Here is an 18803-nt window from a genome sequence, read left to right on the forward strand (position 1 = left end):
GGTGCGGGCGCCGGCGCTCGACCTGGCGGACCACGATGTGTCATACATCCTGCCCAAGCTCAGGTCAGGCCTGATCGACGAGATGAGCTTCGCTTTCCGGATCGACAGCGGCCAGTGGAGCCCGGACTACACCGAGTACCGGATCACCCGATACGACATCCACCGCGGCGACGTGGCGATCGTCGGATGGGGAGCCAACCCCTTCACCGACGCCGGCGTGCGCGCCGCGCGGCCGACGTCGAGCCGTGCCCGCGCGCTGCTGGAACTAGCGCTGCACCGCTGACCCCCTTGAACTCCCGCCCGTACGTCCCCGCGGGCGGGCCCTCTGCCCTGCGCACCGCGCGCACGAGTCCACCCCGGCGCACTCGCCTCGGGGGGCCGTCTGTCTGGACCGACAGGGCGTCACGAGATCCGATCGACACACAGGAGATCACCATGACGCTCGCTCAGATGATCGAGCAGGCCCGTACGGCCCTGACCACCGCCATCACCGCCCGCCAGCAGGCACAGGAGTCTCTGATGGCCCTGCGGGAGGACCCCGCCCTGACCGAGGAGGCCGTGACCGAGCGGGTGGCCGCCCGGGACGCGGCCGACGCCGAGGTGACCCGCCGCCAGCAGGCTCTCGCCGAGCTGGAGGCCGAGCAGGCCCGAGAGGAGGAGATCGCCGCCCTGTCCGCCCGGGTCGAGCCGGCCGCCACCCGGGCGCCGTCGCCCGAGAGGCGGGTGCGGGTGGGCGCCGAGGCGCGCACCTACCGCCCCGACCTGGACCCGCGCGGCGCTGGCTTCCAGCTCGACGTTCGTGCGGCGTTCCTCGGCGACTACGAGGCCCAGGCCCGCCTCGCACAGCACATGCGCGAGGAGCGGGTTGAGCGCGGTGGCGCGATCCGTGAGGAGCGCGCGGTGGGCACTGGCGCGTTCGGTGGCTTGGTCATCCCTCAATACCTGACCGACCTGTATGCGCCGCTGGCGCGCACCGCGCGGCCGTTCGCGGACGCCTGCCGGCATCACACGCTGCCCCCGACGGGCATGACGGCCGAGATCGCCCGCGTGACGACCGGCACGGCCGTGGACAACCAGAGCGCGGAGAACGCCGCGGTGACCGAGACGGACATCGACGACACCACACTCTCGATCCCGGTTCGCACGGCCGCCGGCCAGCAGACTGCTTCCCGACAGTCGCTTGAGCGCGGCAACGGGGTCGAGGACGTCATTCTCGATGACCTGTTCAGGGCCTACGCCGCGCGCCTGGACACGACCCTGCTCAACCTGGCCTCTGTGGGCCTGACCAACGTCGCCACCGCGGTTGCCTACACGGACCCCTCGCCGACTACGGCCGAGCTGTACCCCAAGGTGATCGAGGCGCTGGCCGGCGTGGAGGGCGCGCTGCTCGACCAGGCCAGCGGCGACAACCTCGCGATCATGCACAGCAGGCGCTGGTACTGGATGCAAAACGCCATGGGCACCTCCTACCCGATGATCACTCAGCCCGGTGTGGTGGCCCAGACGCTCGGCACCAACTACGCCGAGGTGTACGGCCGCGGCGTGCGCGGCATCCTGCCCAACGGCACGCCGGTGATCGTCGATAACAACATCGCGACCAACCTCGGGGCCGGGACCAACGAGGACGAGATCTATCTGGTGGACCGTACGGAGTGCCACCTGTGGGAGGACCCGAGCGCGCCGGTCTACATCAGGGCTGAGCAGCCCAAGGCCGCCAACCTCGGCGTGCTCATGGTCGTGTACGGCTACTACGCCTTCACGTTCCAGCGTCAGCCGCACGCCCGGAAGATCGCCGGTACCGGCCTGATCACGCCGACGTTCACCGGCGCCTGACCCAAGCTGCCCCGACCCGCCTTGCTCCCCGTGGGGGCGGGTCGGGGCCTCCAGCGGAAGGAGCATGATCCATGCCGTCAGAACGCGAACAGGACAGCAGCGAGCGCCCGCCGCGCGAGCCGGTCAGCAAGGACGCCATGGTGGCCGCCCTCCTGCGCGAGCGCGAGGGCTACGTCCAGCGCGGCCTCGCCGAGCGGGTGGCCGAGGTGGACGAGCAGCTCAAGCTGCGCGGGCACGCCCCGCCGAAGAGCAACACGCCGCCCAACTCCGAGACCACCGGCGAGGCCACCGGCGGCAAGCCGCGTGGACGCCGAGCCCCTGGCAAGTCGCGCACGTAGGAGGGGCGGCCGCGATGGCCAACGAGTACAGCGACCGAGCCACGCTCAAGCTTGCGCTCGGCATCACCGACACGGCCCGAGACGGCCTGCTCGACAAGGCCCTGACGGCCGCCTCCCGCGCGATCGACCAGCAGACCGGCCGGCGCTTCTGGCTGGACCCCACGCCGAGCGCGCGCGTGTACAACCCGCACGGCCGTGTGGTGCGCGACGAGCGCGGCGAGCTGCTCCTGATCGACGACCTTGGCGCCGCCGGCGCGCTGGTGGTCGAGGTCGGAACGCCAGGATCGTGGACCCCCGTCACGGACTTCGAGACCTGGCCCGACAACGCGCTGGCCAATGGGGAGCCCATCACCGGGCTGTTGCTGCCGACCGGCGTCTGGGGGACCACCCGCACCCGGGTGCGGGTCACCGAGCGGTGGGGGTGGCCGGTCATCCCCGACCCGATCGAGCAGGCTTCCCGCCTCCAGGCCGGGCGCCTCTACCGGCGCAAGGACTCCCCCGAGGGCGTGGCCGGGTCGGCCGAGTGGGGCCTGGTGCGGGTGCCCCGCCTTGACCCCGACGTGCTCGCGCTGATCGAGCCTTTCACGCTGCCCGGATTCGCCTAGGAGGAGACGATCATGAGTCACGTCGTATACGCCCGCGTGGACTCCACCGTGGTGTGGTCCGGGGGCCAGTCCCCGATCGGCATGGGCGAGGTGTGGGACAGCGAGGCGCCGCTGGTGCGCGAGCGCCCGGACCTGTTCTCGACCGAGCCCACCCGGGTCCGCGGGCGCGTCGCCCGACCGGCCGAGGCCGCGGAGGACGCCGAGGAGGACGGGCCCGCCGAGGCGCCCGCGGCCGAGAAGCGGCCGAGGAGGCGGGGATAGGTGGACATCGGGCTCATCCGTGAGGGCCTGGCCGCCGCGGTCAAGGCGGGCATTCCCTCGCTCAACTGCTTCGGCTACTGCCCCGACAGCGTGCCCGAACCGACCTTCTACGCCGGCGAGGTGGAGATCGACTTCGACCGGGCGTACGGCCGGGGCATGGATGAGGCGAGGGTGACATGCCGCCTGCTGGTCTCCAGGGCGGATGACCGGTCGGGACAGGCCGCGCTCGACCGCTACCTCGCCGGCTCGGGCCCCCTCAGCGTCAAAGCCGCGATCGAGGCTGCCCGCGGCGCCCCTGGCGAACTCGCGCTGGGCGGGCTCTGCGATGACCTGCACCTGACCCGCGTGCAGGGCTACCGCATGTATCAGGTGGGCGAGGTTCAGTTTTACGGCGCCGAGATGATCTTGCGCGTCATCGGAGAGGGGTGACCCCGTGGCCAAGTCGGTCCTGCTCAACACCAGGATCTTCGCTGCCGGCGCCGACCTGACCGGCCAGTCCAACAAGATCGAGATGTCCTGTGAGGTCGAGGACAAGGACGGGACCGCGTTCCGGCCGGTAGACGATCCTCAGGCCGGGTGGAAAGAGGTGCTCGGCGGGCTCGCCTCGACCAGCATCACCTCGGCCGGTCAATGGGAAGCCGGGGACCCCGGGAAGGTGGACAACGCGGCATGGGCGAACCTGGCCGGCCGTACGGCCCACCCCTGGACCGTGTGTCCGCTGTCGGCCGCCGTGGGCGAGCTGGCATACACCAGCTCAGGCCTGATCACCTCCTACAAGCAGGGTGACGCGGTGGGCGAGGTCGCCCCCTGGGAGGCCCAAGCCAAGGGGTCGAGCCTGCTGGTGCGCGGCCAGGTCGCACACCCGCCGGGTATGGCTCGCACCGCGAGCGGGTCGGGGACCGGGCTCAACCTCGGCGCCCTGGCCGCCGGACACCGGCTGCTCGCCTCCCTTCACGTCCTGTCGGTCTCGGGCACCACGCCGAGCCTGACGGTGCGGGTGGAGTCGGACTCCGACAACACGTGGGCGAGCCCGACCACCCGAGCGACGTTCGCCGCGGCGACGGCCGCCGGCGGGCAGTCCGCCGAGGTGGCCGGCGCGGTCACCGACGCGTGGTGGAGGGTCGCGTGGACCATCAGCGGCACCACGCCGTCCTTCCTGTTTGTCGCCGCGCTCGGCATCGCCTGACCACGCTGCCCGCGCGGTGAGTGTGCGGTGAAAGACGCGTGGCCGTAGGCCACACCTTCTACCCACCCTCCCCCTCGGCATCGCCTGACCGCGCCAGCGCGCGCGGTGAGGGTGCGGCCGAAAGCGCGTGGCCGTAGGCCACACCTCTATCCGCTCTTCCCTGTAAGGAGGCCCCCGTGGCCAAGATGGTGCTGCTTGCCAGCTTCCTGAGCATCGGCGGAAACGACTTGTCCGACCGCTGTTCCAAGATCGAACTGACGGCGGAGGTCGAGGACAAGGACGTCACGACGTTCGCGTCGCTCGGCTGGAAGGAAGTGCTTGGCGGGCTCGCGTCCGGGTCGCTCGGCGCCCAGTTCAAGCAGGACTATGCGGCGACCGAGGTTGACAGCGTCATGTGGCCGCTGTTCCTGACCCGCACCCCGCAGGCGTTCGAGGTGCGCGCGGACAATGCCCCTGTCGGCGTGAACAACCCGAAGTACACCGGCAACGTCCTGATCAAGGAATGGAAGCCGATCACCGGCTCAGTGGGCGACGTGGCAGAGGTCGAGGTCAGCTTCCCGACCTCGGGCGCGGTCACCCGAGCCACCGCCTGACGCCATGCCGGTCGAGCTGAGCGTGGAACAGCGCGCGCTGCTGGAGCTCGGCCGGGCGCTCAAGCGCGAGGCGGACGGAAAGGCGTTGCGCCGCGACCTGATCCGCGAGCTGAAGAAGCCGCTTGCGCCGGCTGTGGCCGAGATCAAGTCCGGTGTGATGGCGATCGGCGCCGGCGGGCTCCCGCCGGGCGAGGGCGAGCCGCTGCGCTCGGCCGTCGTCCGGCGCATCCGCCCCGAGGTCAAGCTGAGCGGCCACGCGATCGGCGTGCGGGTGCGCGCCCGCAAGACCGAGGCCGTGCGCGGCTTCCGGCACGCGCCCAAGCGGCTCAACAGCCCGAAGGGCTGGCGGCACCCGGTGCACGGCAACAAGGGCCTGTGGGTGGTCCAGTTCGGCAACCCGAACTACTTCGACCGCCCGCTGGAGGGCCGCCGCACCGAGTTCCGGTCGGCGGTCCTGGAGGCGATGGAGGCCACCGCCCGCCGCATCAAGATCCGAATGTTGTTCTAGGTGAGGAGAACACCGATGTTCGTCACGTACAAGCCCGAGGACGGCAGCACCGAGGCACAGACCTGGGTCTTCGACCCGAGCCGGGTCCGCGCGAGCCGCGCCGAGATGATCGAGAAGCGCGCCGGCGAGAACTGGGACATGTGGCTTCAGTCGGTCCAGCAGGGCAACATGCGGGCCCGCCGGGTCCTGCTCTGGCACCTCATGAGCCTGCCCCACCCCGGCATGCGCTACGAGGACACCCCCGACTTCTTCGCCGGCGAGCTGGAGGTCCAGCACAGCGCGGCCGAGCTGGCCGAGATGCGCGAGCGCGTCGCCAAGACCAAGCTGCCGGACGACCAGGCCGCCCAGATCCTCGCGGTGCTCGACGCCGAGCTGGAGGCAGCGCGCGAGCGCGAGACCCAGACCCGCCTCGACCTGATCGACCGGCAGTTGGCCGAGGCCGAGGGAAAAGCCCCCTCGAAGAGCGGCGACGCCGGTACGCGTTCGCCATCTCGGAAGTCCTCGGCATCCGACCGTGGGAGCAGCGAGACCTCCTGACCGCGGACGAGCTGATCGCCGCCTGCGACTACATCGACGATCTGCACGCAAGGGCCGAGCAGGCCAAGAACTGAACACGGGGAGGTGCCATGTCGGATACCTCCCTGCTGTTCTCGATCCTCGCGCGGTCGAACCTGTCGAGGGTCCTGGCCAAGGAGTCGGCCGCGGTGCGGGTGTTCAACGCCACGTTGGGCAACGCCGGGCGGACCACGATCGGCAGCGCCACCATGGCGACCAAGAGCCTCGGCCTGCTCGGCGCGGTGGGCGCCGGCGCGTTCGGCGCGTTGTCGCTCGGCGCCGCTGGCGTCGGCCTGGGCATCGCCGGCATCGGCATCGCCGCCGCGGCCACCAACCAGCAGGTCAAGTCCGCGTTCACCGACCTGGCCAAGGACGCCAAGGCCGCGGTCGTGGAGGCCGCGGCGCCGCTGGTGCCCGTGCTCACGAACGTGGCCAGCCAGGCCCGCACCCTGCTCGGGCCGCTCAAGTCGTCGCTTTCCGAGGCGTTCACCGCGCTGTCGCCCGCCCTGAAGGACCTGACATCGGGCCTGGTGGCCGGGCTCAAGCCCGTGATCGCCAGTCTCGGCCCGATCGCCACCGCCGTCTCCCCGCTGATCTCGGCCCTGGGCGCCGGGCTCCAGCCGGTCCTCGGCGCGCTGGCCGGCACCCTGACCACCGTCGCCCAGACGGCCGGCCAGTTCGCACCCCAGCTCCAGCAGATGTTCGCCGGCATCGGCCAGATCGTGACCGCCCTCGGCCCACTGCTGGCCGGGTTGATCCAGCTCGGCGCGCCCGTCATAGGCCCGCTGCTGGGCCTGGTCGCCCAACTGGTCGGCGCGCTGTCGTCGGCCCTGGGACCGGTCTTGGCCCAGCTCGGCCCGATCATCGCCCAGATGTTCACGGCCCTGTCCCCGCTGGCCGCCGCGTTCGGCCAGTTGCTTGCCGCCGTGGCGCCGCTCATCCCCCCGATCGCCCAGCTCGGCGCGTCGCTCGTGGGCGCCCTGGTGCCCGCGCTGACCCCTCTGCTCGGCGTGATCGGCCAGGTGGCCCAGCAGTTCCTCGGCGCGCTGCTGCCCGCCCTACAACCGTTGATCCCGATCATCGGCCAGGTGGCCAGCGTCCTGGCAGGCATCCTCGGCCAGGCCCTCACCATGCTCGTGACCGCGGTGACACCGCTGCTGCCCATCCTCGGTCAGCTCGTGGCCACGGTGGGCTCGGCCCTGCTGTCCGCGCTCCAGCAGCTCGCGCCCGCGATCATGCCGGTGGTGTCGGCCGTGCTCGGCCTGCTGCCCGTCTTCCAACCCCTGCTACCGGTGCTCGGGCAACTGGTCCAGGCCCTCCTCCCACCCCTGGTCACCTTGGTCCAGGCCGTCGCGCCCGTGCTGGCCACCCTGGTCGGGTCCTTCGGCCAACTGCTCAGCGCGGTCGTGCCGATCCTGCCGCCGATCGCTCAGCTGGTGGTGGCCCTGTCACCCCTGCTCACCATGATTGCCGAGCTGGTCGGGTGGCTGCTCGGCAAGCTGACCCCGGTGCTCACCACGGTGATCGGGTGGATCACCGAGCTGGCGTCCGTGATCGTGGGCGCCCTGTCCGGCGCTATCTCGTGGCTGATCGCCAACGTGCCCGCCGCTTGGGAGGCGGTGAAGGCCGCCATCGGCCGGGCGGTGTCCGCGATTGGTGGGATCATCGGGTGGTTCGGCAGTCTGCCCGGCAAGATCGGCGCATGGTTCACCTCGGCCAAGAACGCCGCGGTGAACGCGTGGAACGCCCTCCTGTCGTGGATCAAGGGCGTGCCAGGCAAGATCGTGTCCGGGCTCGGCAACCTCGGCTCGCTCCTGCTCGGCGCCGGCCGGGCGCTGGTGCAAGGTCTCGTCAACGGCGTCAAGAACATGGCCGGCGCGGTGGTGGACGCCGCCAAGGGCGTCGTGTCGAGCGCGATCAACGCGGCCAAGAACCTGCTCGGCATCGCCTCCCCGTCGAAGGTGTTCACCTGGATCGGTTCCATGACCACCAAGGGCCTCATCAAGGGCATCCTGTCGGGCTTGTCCGGGGTCAAGTCGGCCGCCAAGACCATGACGTCCACCGTGCTGTCGGCGTGGAAGGGCGGCCGCATCTCGCGCGTCCTGTCCACCAACCTGCTCGCGGTCATCGACCGCGGCAACAAGCGGCTGCAAGCGCTGGCCACCGAGCGGGACAGCATCATCAAGCGCATCACCGACGCCCGCAAGATGGCCACCACCGTGGCCGACAACGCCCGCGGCACGGCCGCGCTCAGCTCGATGGACTTCGCAGGACGGCCCGTCACCGCCGCCGGCATCCAATCGCGTCTGGCGAACAAGCTCGGCCGGATCAACAAGTTCGCCCAGGTGGTCAAGCAGCTCGCCGCGCGTGGCCTGAACAAGAGCCTGCTCAAGCAGGTCATCGAGGCGGGCCCTGATGAGGGGCTCGACCTCGGCCTGGCCCTGCTGGCGGCCGACGCCGGCATGCTGGCGTCGGTCAACAGCGCCCAGGCCGCCATCGACAAGTCCAGTGCCGGCCTCGGCCGGTTCACCGCCGATGCCCTCTATGACTCGGGCAAGCAGGCCGGGCGGGGCTTCCTGACCGGGCTGCTCGCCCAACAGAAGGGCATCGAGGACGCTATGGACCGGCTGGCCAGGGCGCTGGTCACGCGCGTCCGCAAGGCTCTCAAGATCAAGTCTCCGTCACAGGTGATGGCCGAGGTCGGCGTGATGTCCGGCGCCGGGTTCATCGGTGGCGTTCTGTCCACGCTCGCCGGTGTCGGGACCGCCGGCGCGCGTCTGGCCGGCGCTGTGGTGCCCCCTGCCCCCAGGGTTGCGCCGGTCGGCTCCCCGACCCCCGTTGGTGCTGGCGGGGGCGGGGAGCCCATCACCATCCGTCTGGTGGCAGACGGTGCCGACTCCGAGATGCTGCGCCTCCTCCGCAAGATCGTCCGCGTGGAGGGCCGCGGCAACGTCCAGACCGCGTTCGGGAGGGGGTAGCCGTGGCGTTTCCTGCCGAGCCGCTCGACCTGACGGCCGAGCTGTACCTGTCGGGCACCTGGACCGACATCACCGCCGACGTGTTCGCCCGCGGTGGGGGAGGGGTCAGCATCACCCGCGGCATGCCCGACGAGGGCACTCGCGCCGACCCCGCGCGAGCCGGATTCAGCCTGAAGAACACCGATGGCCGCTACAGCGCGCGCAACCCGGCGGGCCCGCACTACGGGCGACTCGGCCGCAACACGCCCGTCCGGTTCTCGGTGGCCGGGCCGTCCACGTACCTGGCGCTGCCCGGGGACACGCTGTCCAAGGCGCACACCCCGGACGCCCCATCGCTTGGCATCACGGGCGACATCGACGTCAGGGTGGACGTGGAGCTGCTGGATTGGCGGTTGGGGCAGGACCTCGCCGCCAAGTATCAGACCAGCGGCGATCAGCGGTCGTGGGCGCTGTTCCTGCACAACGACGACAGCGGCCGCGTGGCGCTCTCATGGTCTACCGCGGGGACGCTCGCCACCACCGTGACCCAGGTCTCAACCGTGCCGGTGCCCGCGCCGGCGTCCGGCCGCCAGGCCATCCGGGCAACCCTCGATGTCAACAACGGCGCCGGCGGGCACACCGTCACCTTCTACAGTGCGCCCACGCTGGCGGGCCCGTGGGTACAGCTCGGCGACCCGGTCGTGGTCGCCGGCGTGACATCCATCTTCGACGGCGCCGCCGGCATCGAGCTTGGCGACGCCATCAACCTGACCGCGCTGCCGGTCGCCGGCAAGCTGTACGGCTTCGAGCTGAGGTCCGGCATCGCCGGCAGCGTGGTGGCCAACCCGGACTTCACCGTGCAGGCCCCAGGCGCGACGTCGTTCGTGGACGGCTCGGGCCGCACGTGGGCGATCGAGGGTGACGCCGAGCTGACCAACCGTCAGGTCCGGTTCGTGGGCGAGGTGTCGTCCTGGCCTTCGCGCTGGGACGTGTCCGGACAGGACGTGTGGGTGCCGTGCGAGGCCGCCGGCATCATGCGGCGCCTCGGCCAGGGCGCCCCGGTGCACGGCTCGGTCATGTACCGGGCCATGCTGTTCGACGCGGCCGGCGTGGTGGCGTACTGGCCCATGGAGGACTCGGCGGGCTCCACGAGCCTGGCCGCGGCGACCGCGGGCACTGCCCCCATGAAGATCATCGGGGCGCCCGAGCTGGCCACCTACGAGGGGTTCACCGCCTCGGGGCCGATCCCCGTGCTGGCCAACGCCCAGTTCGCCGGCGCGGCGCCCGCCTACACCCCGTCCAACTGGACTCAGGTGCGGTGGCTCATGCACGTGCCGGTGGCCGGCGACGCCGACAACCAGGCCATCATCACCTTCTACACCACCGGCTCGCTACGCCGGTGGGAGTGCCACTACGGCACCGGCGGGACGCTCGGTCTGCGCGCCTACAACAGCGGCGGCACGCTGGTGTTCGACTCCGGCGACGTGGCGGGGTTCAACGTCAACGGCAAGGACCTCTTGGTCAGCGTCGAGTTGACCCAGGTCGGCGCCAACGTGGACTGGACGGTGGGCACGCTGGAGCCCGGCGCGGCCAGCGGGTTGACCACCTCGGGCACCACCGCCGGGCAGACCGTGGGCCGCGTGGGGCAGATCGTCGTCTCGCCGAACGGCGGTTTGAATGACGTCGCGCTGGGACACCTCAGCGTGCAGTCCGAAAGCACGAGCCTGTTCGATCTGGGCGCCCAGATGGCCGCGTGGGTGGGCGAGACCGCCGGTGACCGCATCGTGCGCTTGTGCACCGAGGAGGGCGTGCCCTACGTCATCCGCGGCGACGTGGATGCCACTGTGCAGATGGGCGCCCAACTGCCCGGTACCCTGCTCGACCTGCTCGGCGAGTGCGCGGACACCGATGGCGGGATCTTGTTCGAGCCGCGCGAGCTGCTCGGCCTCGGCTACCGCACCCGCGAAAGCCTCTACAACCAGACCGCGGCGCTGTCGCTGGACTACGAGGCCGGCCATCTGTCGCCGCCGCTGGAGCCCACCGACGACGATCAGCAGGTCCGCAACGACATCACGATGACCCGCGCCGGCGGGTCCTCGGCCCGCGCGGTCCTGGAGGACGGCCCGCTGTCGGTGGCGCCGCCGCCGGCCGGGGTCGGCCGCTACGACCAGCAGATGACGATCAACCCGAGGTACGACGCAGCGTTGCCCGATCAGGCGTCATGGCGGCTGCACGTGGCCACGGTGGACGAGACCCGATACCCGCGGGTGTCGCTCGACGTGGCCAAGCAGCTCGCCGAGGGCGAGACCGCCCTGGCCGCCGACATAGCCATGCTCGATGTGGGCGACCGGCTGACCATCGACGGGCTGCCCGCGTGGCTCCCGCCGGGGCAGATCAGCCAGCTCGCCCTCGGGTTCGCCGAGTTCCTCGCCCACTACGACTGGGACGTCGGCGCCAACTGCGTGCCCGCCTCGCCGTACGAGGTGGCCGCCTACGGCGTGCAGGGCCGCTACGGCCCGCACAGCACGGTCACCGCCGAGGCGCTCGACACCACCGAGACGGGCGTGGACATCACCACGCCGGTGGGCCCGCTGTGGTCCACCACCGCCACCGGCTACCAGATCGTGATCGGCGGGGAGGTGATGACGGTCACCGCTGTGAGCGCGCCCACGGGCGTTGGCCAGACGTTGACCGTCATCCGGTCCGTCAACGGCGTCGTCAAGGCGCACGCGTCCGGGGCGCCGGTCGAGCTGGCCGCGCCCGCCATCTACGCACTGTGAGGAGGCGCTATGCCCGATCTCCTGGTGGGCGCGCCCATCGTGGCCGCGGACTTCCCCGCGGCCACGTGGGGGTCCGACGCCACGAGTAACCCCGACATCAGCAGCACGTCCTATATCCCGGGGACGCCCAGCGTCGAGACGACGTTCCTGGCGCCCACCTCGGGCGCGGTGCTGCTGTCGGTCGGGCTCGGCGCATCCGACAACGCCGGCGCCAACCGGGTGCACATCGCGCCCGAGGTGCGGGTGGGCAGCGTCGCCGGCGCCGTGTTCCTGGCGGCCGACGTGACCACCCGCGGCGCCGGCACGCCCGCCGAGGCGACCGCCAACGCGCACCGCTCACGTACCACCCTGCTGACCGGGCTGACCCCGGGCACCACCTACTACGCCCGCACCATGCACAAGGTGTCCGGCGGAGCAACCGCCGACATCGGCGTGCGCGAGATCGTCGTCTGCCCGACGCCGCTCGGCTCCAGCGCCGCCGGCCGACAGGTCCGGGCGCTCGACTACCCGCCGGCGGTGTGGGCCCAGGACGCTACCCAGATCCTCAACCCGTCCAACAGCAGCTACATCACGGGCACGCCCGAGGTCAGCGTGACGTTCATGGCGCCCACCAGCGGCCGGGTGCTGCTGGTGGTCGGCGGGGCGCTCGGCCAGGGCGCCGGCGGAGACCGGATCTTCCTGTCTCCGGAGGTGCGGGAGACCAACGCGGCCGGCGCCGTCGTGCTCAGTCCCAGCGTCACCAACCGCGGGTTCAGCAGCGACAACGCCGCCGCCTCATTCCACTACGGGTCCAGGGAGAGCATCCTCGACGGCCTCACCCCTGGCCAGGTGTATTACGCCGTCGTCAAGTACGTGGTCGCCACCACCGACGCCGGCGCGTCCACCCAGGACATAGGTTGCCGCGAGATCATCGTGGCGCCGGTGCCATGACCACCACCGGCGCCTACGTGCGCAATCCTCAGCCCACCGCCCAAGCCAGTGATGACACCTTGCTGGCCGAGCTGACGAACACCAGCTACGTGGCGGGCACGCCCGAGGTGGGACTGTTCTTCGTCGCCCCGGAAAGCGGGCGGGTCCGGCTCACCCTCGGCGGGGGCTTCCGCGACAACGGCGCCAGCGCCCGCGACCGCGTGTTCTTCGCCCCCCAGCTGTTCCGCGAGTCGTCGGACGGTACCGAGGTGCTCGGCCCGTCCGTGACGTTCCGCGGGTACCTGTCGGTGGCCGCCGACACCGAGTTTCAGCACGGCTCACGCGTCTCGATGCTGGAGAACCTCATACCGGGTCAGCTCTACTACCTGCGCGGCATGTACCTGACCAACGGCGGCACCGACCCGGACACGGCCGACATCGCCGCCCGCGACGTGATCGTGATCCCGGTCCCATGAGGATTCCCATACTCCGGCGGGTGCTGGCCAGGATCGGCCGGCGCGGCGCGGCGCTGCTGTGGTTCGCCCTGGTGGACGTGGTGCTCGCCGCCTCCATGGCCGCGGCGCCGCCGGACACCGGCGCGTACGTGTTCCTGGCCAGGATCCTGCCGCTGTGGGCGTGGGCGATCCCGTGGGCGGCCGTGGGCGTGCTGTGCGCGGTCCAGGCGTTCGCGCTCGACGACCGGCTTGCGTTCGTGGCCGCCTCGGCGCTCAAGGTCGGGTGGTCGGTGCTGTACCTGGCCGGGTGGCTGCTCGGCGAGATCCCGCACGGCTACATCGGCGCGGCCATCTGGCTGGTGTTCGCCGGATTCGTGCAGGTCATCGCTGGGTGGCCAGAGCCTCCCCGGTTGCGGAGGTGGTGATGGACGCTTCCGTGATCGTGGCGATAGTCGGCGCCGTCGCCAGCGTCGCCGCGGCCGTCCTGACTTCCCAGATCGCCGCCCGCGCGACCGAGCGCAAGGCCGGCGCCGACGAGCGCGCGGCCGTCCGGCAGATCGAGGCCGGCGCCTACGAGCGGGCCCGCGAGGTCTACGAGGGCGCGCTGAAGCGGATGCAAGCGGAGATCGACCGGCAGGCCAGCCAGATCAACACGCTCCAGCGCCAGGTCGCTCGACTGGTGCGCCAGGTGCGTGATGCGGGCCTGGTGCCGGTGACCAGCAGCGAGGAGGACGACAGATGAAGATCACGACCCGGGCCGCGCTCGGATGGGGAGCTACCAAGGCCAAAGAGGCGCACCCCACCAAGGGCGTCGTGGTCCACTACGACGGGTCCAACCAGGGACTCGCCGCCAAGCCGCACAGCGCGTGCCTGGCCTACTGGAAGCGCACCCGCGCGTTCCACACCGGCCCCGGGCGCGGGTGGCTGGACATCGGCTACAGCTACGGGTGTTGCCCTCACGGGGTGGTCCTGGAGGGCCGCGGCATCGACCGCGAGCAGGCCGCCCAGCCCGGCGGGAACCGCGACTGGTACTCGATCACCTTCATGTCGGGCGACGCCGAGGACCCCACACCCGAGCAGCTCGACGCGTTCGCCCAGCTGCGCCGGTGGCTCATGACCAAGCACGGCGTCGGCGCCGAGATCAAGGGGCACCGCGACTTCATCGACACCGATTGCCCTGGGCCGCGGCTCTATGCCCTGGTCCGCTCGGGGGCGCTCAAGACCGACAAGGGAGAGGACGACGACGTGAGCGCAGAGGACATCTGGGAGCACGAGATTCCGGTGCCGTGGGGCACCAAGGACAACCCCGAGTGGCGGGCCCGCAGCCTGCTGGTGGAGGCCACCAAGGGCGTCCGCAGCATCGAGGCGCTGGTGAGGGCGCAGGGCGCCGCGATCGGGCAGCTCGCCGAGGCGCTGGCCGCCCACCACACCGAGATCGACGCTGATGCGCTCGTGGCCCGTATCCAGCAGGCCATCGAGCAGGTCACGGTACGGCTCGACGTCACCCCGTGATCGACGATCTCGCGGCGCTCTACATGCTGCGGGCGCGTGCTGTCCCCATCCCCACGTCCCCCCAGGAGGGGCACATGAAGATCTTCGGAAGAGAGCCGGCTCTCTGGCTCAGCCTGATCCAGACCGCGGTCGCCCTGGCGGTCGGCCTCGGGCTGTCGCTGACCGGCGATCAGGTCGGCCTGATCAACGGCGCCGCCGCCGCGGTGCTCGCCCTGATCGCCGCCTTCGCGGTGCGGCCGTTCCCCGTGCCCCTGCTCATGGGCGCGATCCAGGCGCTCCTCGCGCTCGCGGTCGGGTTCGGTCTCGAACTGACCGGTGAGCAGGTCGGCTTGGCGAACGCCGCCGCGGCCGCGCTGGTCGGGTTCATCCTGCGTATGCACGTCGAACCGGTGGACCCCCGGACCTCGGTGCGCGGCGCGCACGCCGGCGTGGACATCGCCAACCTGTAGCACTCCCAAGCGGGCCCTGCCGACCCCTCACCCGGCAGGGCCGTCATACGACAACGGCCGCCGGCCGTGCCCTCCTCCGACGGGGCACGGCCGGCGGCCGTTTGTCGTGTTTCTGGGTGGTGATCGGTTACGCTCGCGAGGTCCACCTGAGCGGCTCGCCCTTGCGCAGAGGGCGGGCCGCTCACTCCTCGGCAAGCGGCTCGGCGAGCGCTCGGACAAGCGGTAGACGAGCGGTACGGCAAGCGGCAGACGAGCGGCACGCAAGCGGTACGGCAAGCGGCAGACGAGCGGCACGCAAGCGGTAGACGAGCGCTCGCGCGAGCGCCCGGTGGAGCGCCCGCGCGAGCGGTCACACCGCCGCTGTTGACCGGAGCGGGCGCACGTTCGACAGCGCGCCGCCGGCCTCCTTGCGGAGTTCAGAGAGAATCGCGCGGGCGCGCTGCTCCGAGAGCTGACCACCCTCAGCGACCACCGCTGCGATAGCGTCGGGGGACCGCATCTCGGGGTTCGCCTCCAGCGCCACGCGAATGACTTCCTTCTTCTGCGCCGGGGTCAGATCGCCGCGTTCTGCCTGCTCAGCGCGGGCCTGGCGCGCGGCGCGCTGCTCGGCGCGGGCCTGCCGCTCGGCTTCCTTCCGAGCCTCCTCGGCCTCACGCTCGGCGCGAGCCCGCTCAGCACGCTCAGCCTCGGCCAACCGCTGCTCAGCCTCAACCCGCTGAGCCGCGGCGAGGCGCTCGGCGCGAGCCCGCTCGGCACGCTCAGCCTCGGCCGCCGCCGCTTGCGCCGCCGCGAGGCGCTCAGTCTCGGCGAGCAGCGCCGCCGCCTGCTCGGCCGCCGCGAGGCGCTCAGACTCCGCGCGGGCCGCCGCTTGCCGCTCGACCTCGGCCCGCTCGGCCGCCGCTTGCCGCTCAGCCTCGGCCGCGCGCTCGGCCGCCTCGGCCGCCGCTCGCTGCTCGGCCGCCAAGCGCTCGGCCGCCGCTTGCTCCTCCGCTCGCCGGGCCGCCGCCGCTTGCTCCTGACGCTCGCGCTCGGCCGCTCGCCGCGCGGCCGCTCGCGCCTCGATCGCCGCTTGCTCAGCCGCTCGCTTCGCACGGTTCCCGCGCTCGATCATGAACAACGCGGTGAGCCCCGGCACATCGATCACGGCGATGGTGCCGGCCGCGCGAAGTGCTCCCACCGCTGGCGCCATCAGCTCGAACTGAGCCGTCAGAGACATCCCCATGCCGACGAGGAAGACAATCACGACGATCAGGCGTACACCCCCCGGCGCCTTGGAAAAGAACGCATGCGACATCAGGCCCGCCATCACAACAGGCAGGAACCCCGACAAGAGGCCGAGCACCACATGCCCCACGGTGCTGAGCTTCACCGCGGCATTCGGGTCAGGGGTGGGCTGGTACACCAGCGCATGAGCGATGTTCAGCCCGAGCGACACCAGCATGGTGATGGCCGTGATAGCCACCCATACGCCTCGCTCCCGTGTGCTCTGCTCCGCCATGATCACTACCTTTCAGGATGTCTCAGATGGTCCCATGGGGCGTATGGGGTTGCCCCGCAACTGTCCGTGGATCTTGTCAGCCGGTTGCTGCCCACTGTCCGTTGATCTTGAGAAAACCGTCCACGGACTGTCCGCGGACAGTTCTCTCGCGCGCCCGCGCGTAGAGAGGGGGCGGTGGCCGAGGAACTGTCCGCGGACACTCGCCCCCTGGGCGATCATGCGGGCACAAGCTCCTTGCGCTCTGCGGTCCAGTCGTCGATCGCCTCGCGAAGATCACCGGCGCGGACCCCGGGCCGGGCCCGCCAGTAGCCGTTCGAGACCTGCTCGACCAGCTCGCGCTCGCGCAACACACCGAGCCGGTCATACATCCACTGCTTGCCGACCCCCACCGTGCTGTGCAGATCCTTCGCCTTGATCCCCGAGATAGGGGCCCTGGCCAGCAGGGCGCAGAACGTGTCGGCCGTGTCCTGCAAGTCGCGGGCGAGGTCGAAACCGGCGGACTCGCGGGCCCGCTGGAGGTCCTCGGGCGTGATCGGCGGGGCGCCCGTGCCGAGGCCGGCTTCGGCCTCGATCTCGGCCGCGCGGGCCGCCGCCGAGTCCGGCGCGGGCGTGGCGGGTGGCTGCTGCTGGGGCATCTGGGTCTCCTGTCGTTGGGCGGGGACGCTACTCCCCATCTGGAGCAACTTGCGGTATTTCGGGGGTAGCCGGTCGTGTCGCGTGGCATAGGCCACACCGCCGCCGGCCGCGGTGGCCGCATCGAGCTGGGGCCGGCGCGCGGCGTTGCGCTCGGCGATCTCCTGAGGAAGCGTCCGGTTGCTGTCCGGGGTCATGAACGGGCCCCTGAGCGGCACGGGGTCGTCTGCTCGCTCGTGGTAGTAGAACTGGCCGTCGTCCAGGCCCTTGACGTCCGCGGCGGTGTAGTTGTCGAGGACGTACTGGGCGTTGTCCTGGCGCGAGACCCGGAAGCACATGCGCTTCATCAGGTTGCCGCGGAGCTTCTCGGTGCCGTACGTCTCCAACGAGCCGTCCTGACCGCTGAAGACGAGGTAGAAGCCGAGCGCGGCGCCGCGGCGCGCGACAGACTCGGCCATCCCGGTGAGCTTGGTCCTCAGCCCGGTCTCGTCGCCGCCGGGGCTGACACCGATCCCCTCGGCGCACTCGTCGAACACGATGTACACCGCGGGCAGCTCGGCCGAGAATTCGAGCTGGTCGCCGTCGCCCTCCCCCACTGGGGCGTCCTGGGCGCGGGCGTCCATCATCGCCTTGATCGCCTCGAACATGGTGGCTGCCTCCTCGACGGTGGTGGCCAGCCAGTCCACGCACTTGATCCACCGGCCGCCGACCGCGCCGCCCTTGAGGTCGATGAAGAACACCACGGCCTCGGCGTCGTCCTCGGTGGCGGGGTCGTACGTTCCGGTGATCAGCGAGAGCAGCGTGTGAAGCTCGTTCGACTTGCCCGCCCGGGACATGCCAACGATCATCCAGTGGCCGCGGAGGTCCACCGTCTTCCAGTCGCCGGTCTCCCGCTTGGCGATCGGCGCTGGCTTGCTGAGCGTCGTCGGCGCGAGCACCGCAGCGTCCTGCCACGAGACCACGCTGTCGATCGTGGACACCCGCGTGTACACCACCGTGACGGTGCCCGCGTTGATCTTCCGGCGGTCGCGCACCTTGATCGCCTTGGTGGGCAGTTCCCACAGCGACGCGATGTTCTCGCCGAGATCCTTCGCGTCCTTGTAGTTCTGGCCGCCCTCCAGCTTCACCGTGATCTCGGCAAAGTCGTCATCGCCCGTCACCTCGATCACCCGCGAGCCGGTGAGGCCGAGCCGGTCACGGATCGACTCCCACCGCTCAGCCCAGACCGGCGTCAGCGGGTTGACCGGCGTCGGACGTGACAGCTTGTGCCGGTACCAGGGCACCGCCCCGCCGATCGTGCCGAGCGCCAGCGCCCAGAACGCCACCGGGTGGAGCGGGCCCAGGATGCTTGCCGCGATCAGCCACACCGACGCGACCACCGTGACCAGCCGCACATAGAGGATCTCGGCGTCACGGTCGAGCCGCTTGCCCGCCGCTACCCAGGACACCCCCGTGAGGGCGCCAGCGGCCAGCAGCGACAGCGCCGCCTGCTCCGACTTGAAGAACACCGCCGAGGTGGTGAACAGCGACATAGCGACCGCCGGCGGGGCCAGCTCGACCCGGTTACGGTCAGCCCACCAGTAGAAACGCGCCAGCACGTTGAGGTCACCCGCGGCGACCTCCTTCTTGTCGGTGCTGGCCGGGAAGGCGTTGCCGCCGGCGGTGACCGCCCTCCGACGACGGGCCGGGGACTTACGGGTTCGGGTCTTGGGCATCGGCCCGTCCTTTCTC

20 protein-coding genes are annotated in these 18803 nt (G+C 71.1%); 18 read left to right on the top strand and 2 right to left on the bottom strand.

Translation table 11 applies throughout. The features are described from left to right. The 18 genes from ACWENQ_RS44715 to ACWENQ_RS44800 form a co-directional block, all read left to right on the top strand. The coding region (locus tag ACWENQ_RS44715) for an HK97 family phage prohead protease (protein WP_452419624.1) at positions 1-283 on the top strand (283 nt) is incomplete at its 5' end. A 152-nt stretch (positions 284-435) separates the two neighbouring features. Next, the gene (locus tag ACWENQ_RS44720; RefSeq protein ID WP_452419625.1) at positions 436-1833 is read left to right on the top strand and encodes a phage major capsid protein; all 1398 of its coding nucleotides are present in this window, start codon (positions 436-438) and stop codon (positions 1831-1833) included. Between the two features lie 71 nt (positions 1834-1904). Beyond that, positions 1905-2171, top strand: a complete 267-nt coding sequence (locus ACWENQ_RS44725) for a hypothetical protein (protein ID WP_452419626.1) — start codon at positions 1905-1907, stop codon at positions 2169-2171. 14 nt (positions 2172-2185) lie between these two features. Next, positions 2186-2776, top strand: a complete 591-nt coding sequence (locus ACWENQ_RS44730; protein ID WP_452419627.1) for a hypothetical protein — start codon at positions 2186-2188, stop codon at positions 2774-2776. Positions 2777-2788: 12 nt separating this feature from the next. Next, entirely contained in the window at positions 2789-3037 is a 249-nt protein-coding gene (locus ACWENQ_RS44735; RefSeq protein WP_452419628.1) for a hypothetical protein, read from the top strand. Then, positions 3038-3466 (top strand): hypothetical protein, encoded by a 429-nt coding sequence (locus tag ACWENQ_RS44740; protein ID WP_452419629.1) that lies wholly within the window; start codon positions 3038-3040, stop codon positions 3464-3466. Positions 3467-3470: 4 nt separating this feature from the next. After that, on the top strand, positions 3471-4223 hold the full coding sequence (locus tag ACWENQ_RS44745) for a hypothetical protein (protein WP_452419630.1): 753 nt from the start codon (positions 3471-3473) through the stop codon (positions 4221-4223). A gap of 176 nt (positions 4224-4399) precedes the next feature. After that, the gene (locus ACWENQ_RS44750; RefSeq protein WP_452419631.1) at positions 4400-4816 is read left to right on the top strand and encodes a hypothetical protein; all 417 of its coding nucleotides are present in this window, start codon (positions 4400-4402) and stop codon (positions 4814-4816) included. A gap of 4 nt (positions 4817-4820) precedes the next feature. Further along, positions 4821-5324, top strand: coding sequence for a hypothetical protein (locus tag ACWENQ_RS44755; protein WP_452419632.1), 504 nt, complete (start codon positions 4821-4823; stop codon positions 5322-5324). Between the two features lie 15 nt (positions 5325-5339). Continuing rightward, on the top strand, positions 5340-5861 hold the full coding sequence (locus tag ACWENQ_RS44760) for a hypothetical protein (protein ID WP_452419633.1): 522 nt from the start codon (positions 5340-5342) through the stop codon (positions 5859-5861). An 89-nt stretch (positions 5862-5950) separates the two neighbouring features. Continuing rightward, on the top strand, positions 5951-8857 hold the full coding sequence (locus ACWENQ_RS44765) for a phage tail protein (RefSeq protein WP_452419634.1): 2907 nt from the start codon (positions 5951-5953) through the stop codon (positions 8855-8857). A 2-nt stretch (positions 8858-8859) separates the two neighbouring features. Next, positions 8860-11616: a hypothetical protein gene (locus tag ACWENQ_RS44770; protein WP_452419635.1), complete on the top strand. Its 2757-nt coding sequence runs from the start codon at positions 8860-8862 to the stop codon at positions 11614-11616. Between the two features lie 9 nt (positions 11617-11625). Next, on the top strand, positions 11626-12546 hold the full coding sequence (locus ACWENQ_RS44775) for a hypothetical protein (protein WP_452419636.1): 921 nt from the start codon (positions 11626-11628) through the stop codon (positions 12544-12546). Next, positions 12543-13001 carry a hypothetical protein gene (locus tag ACWENQ_RS44780; RefSeq protein ID WP_452419637.1) on the top strand — a complete coding sequence of 153 codons (459 nt, stop codon included), beginning with the start codon at positions 12543-12545 and terminating at the stop codon, positions 12999-13001. Before ACWENQ_RS44775 ends, ACWENQ_RS44780 begins: the two co-directional genes overlap by 4 nt. Then, a complete protein-coding gene (locus ACWENQ_RS44785; RefSeq protein ID WP_452419638.1) occupies positions 12998-13405 on the top strand; it encodes a hypothetical protein in 408 nt (135 codons plus the stop codon). The genes ACWENQ_RS44780 and ACWENQ_RS44785 overlap by 4 nt, the downstream gene beginning before the upstream one ends. After that, a complete protein-coding gene (locus ACWENQ_RS44790) occupies positions 13405-13722 on the top strand; it encodes a hypothetical protein (protein WP_452419639.1) in 318 nt (105 codons plus the stop codon). Before ACWENQ_RS44785 ends, ACWENQ_RS44790 begins: the two co-directional genes overlap by 1 nt. Next, on the top strand, positions 13719-14492 hold the full coding sequence (locus tag ACWENQ_RS44795; protein WP_452419640.1) for a peptidoglycan recognition protein family protein: 774 nt from the start codon (positions 13719-13721) through the stop codon (positions 14490-14492). Before ACWENQ_RS44790 ends, ACWENQ_RS44795 begins: the two co-directional genes overlap by 4 nt. After that, the gene (locus ACWENQ_RS44800; protein WP_452419641.1) at positions 14489-14941 is read left to right on the top strand and encodes a hypothetical protein; all 453 of its coding nucleotides are present in this window, start codon (positions 14489-14491) and stop codon (positions 14939-14941) included. Before ACWENQ_RS44795 ends, ACWENQ_RS44800 begins: the two co-directional genes overlap by 4 nt. A 349-nt stretch (positions 14942-15290) precedes the next feature. On the opposite strand, the gene ACWENQ_RS44805 is transcribed toward ACWENQ_RS44800, so the two are convergent. Both ACWENQ_RS44805 and ACWENQ_RS44810 read right to left on the bottom strand, forming a co-directional pair. Then, complete coding sequence (locus ACWENQ_RS44805; RefSeq protein WP_452419642.1) at positions 15291-16439, bottom strand: hypothetical protein; 1149 nt, start codon at positions 16437-16439, stop codon at positions 15291-15293. A gap of 215 nt (positions 16440-16654) precedes the next feature. Beyond that, positions 16655-18787: a hypothetical protein gene (locus tag ACWENQ_RS44810; protein WP_452419643.1), complete on the bottom strand. Its 2133-nt coding sequence runs from the start codon at positions 18785-18787 to the stop codon at positions 16655-16657. Positions 18788-18803 lie beyond the last annotated feature (16 nt).

It is taken from the genome of Nonomuraea sp. NPDC004354, assembly GCF_053602555.1.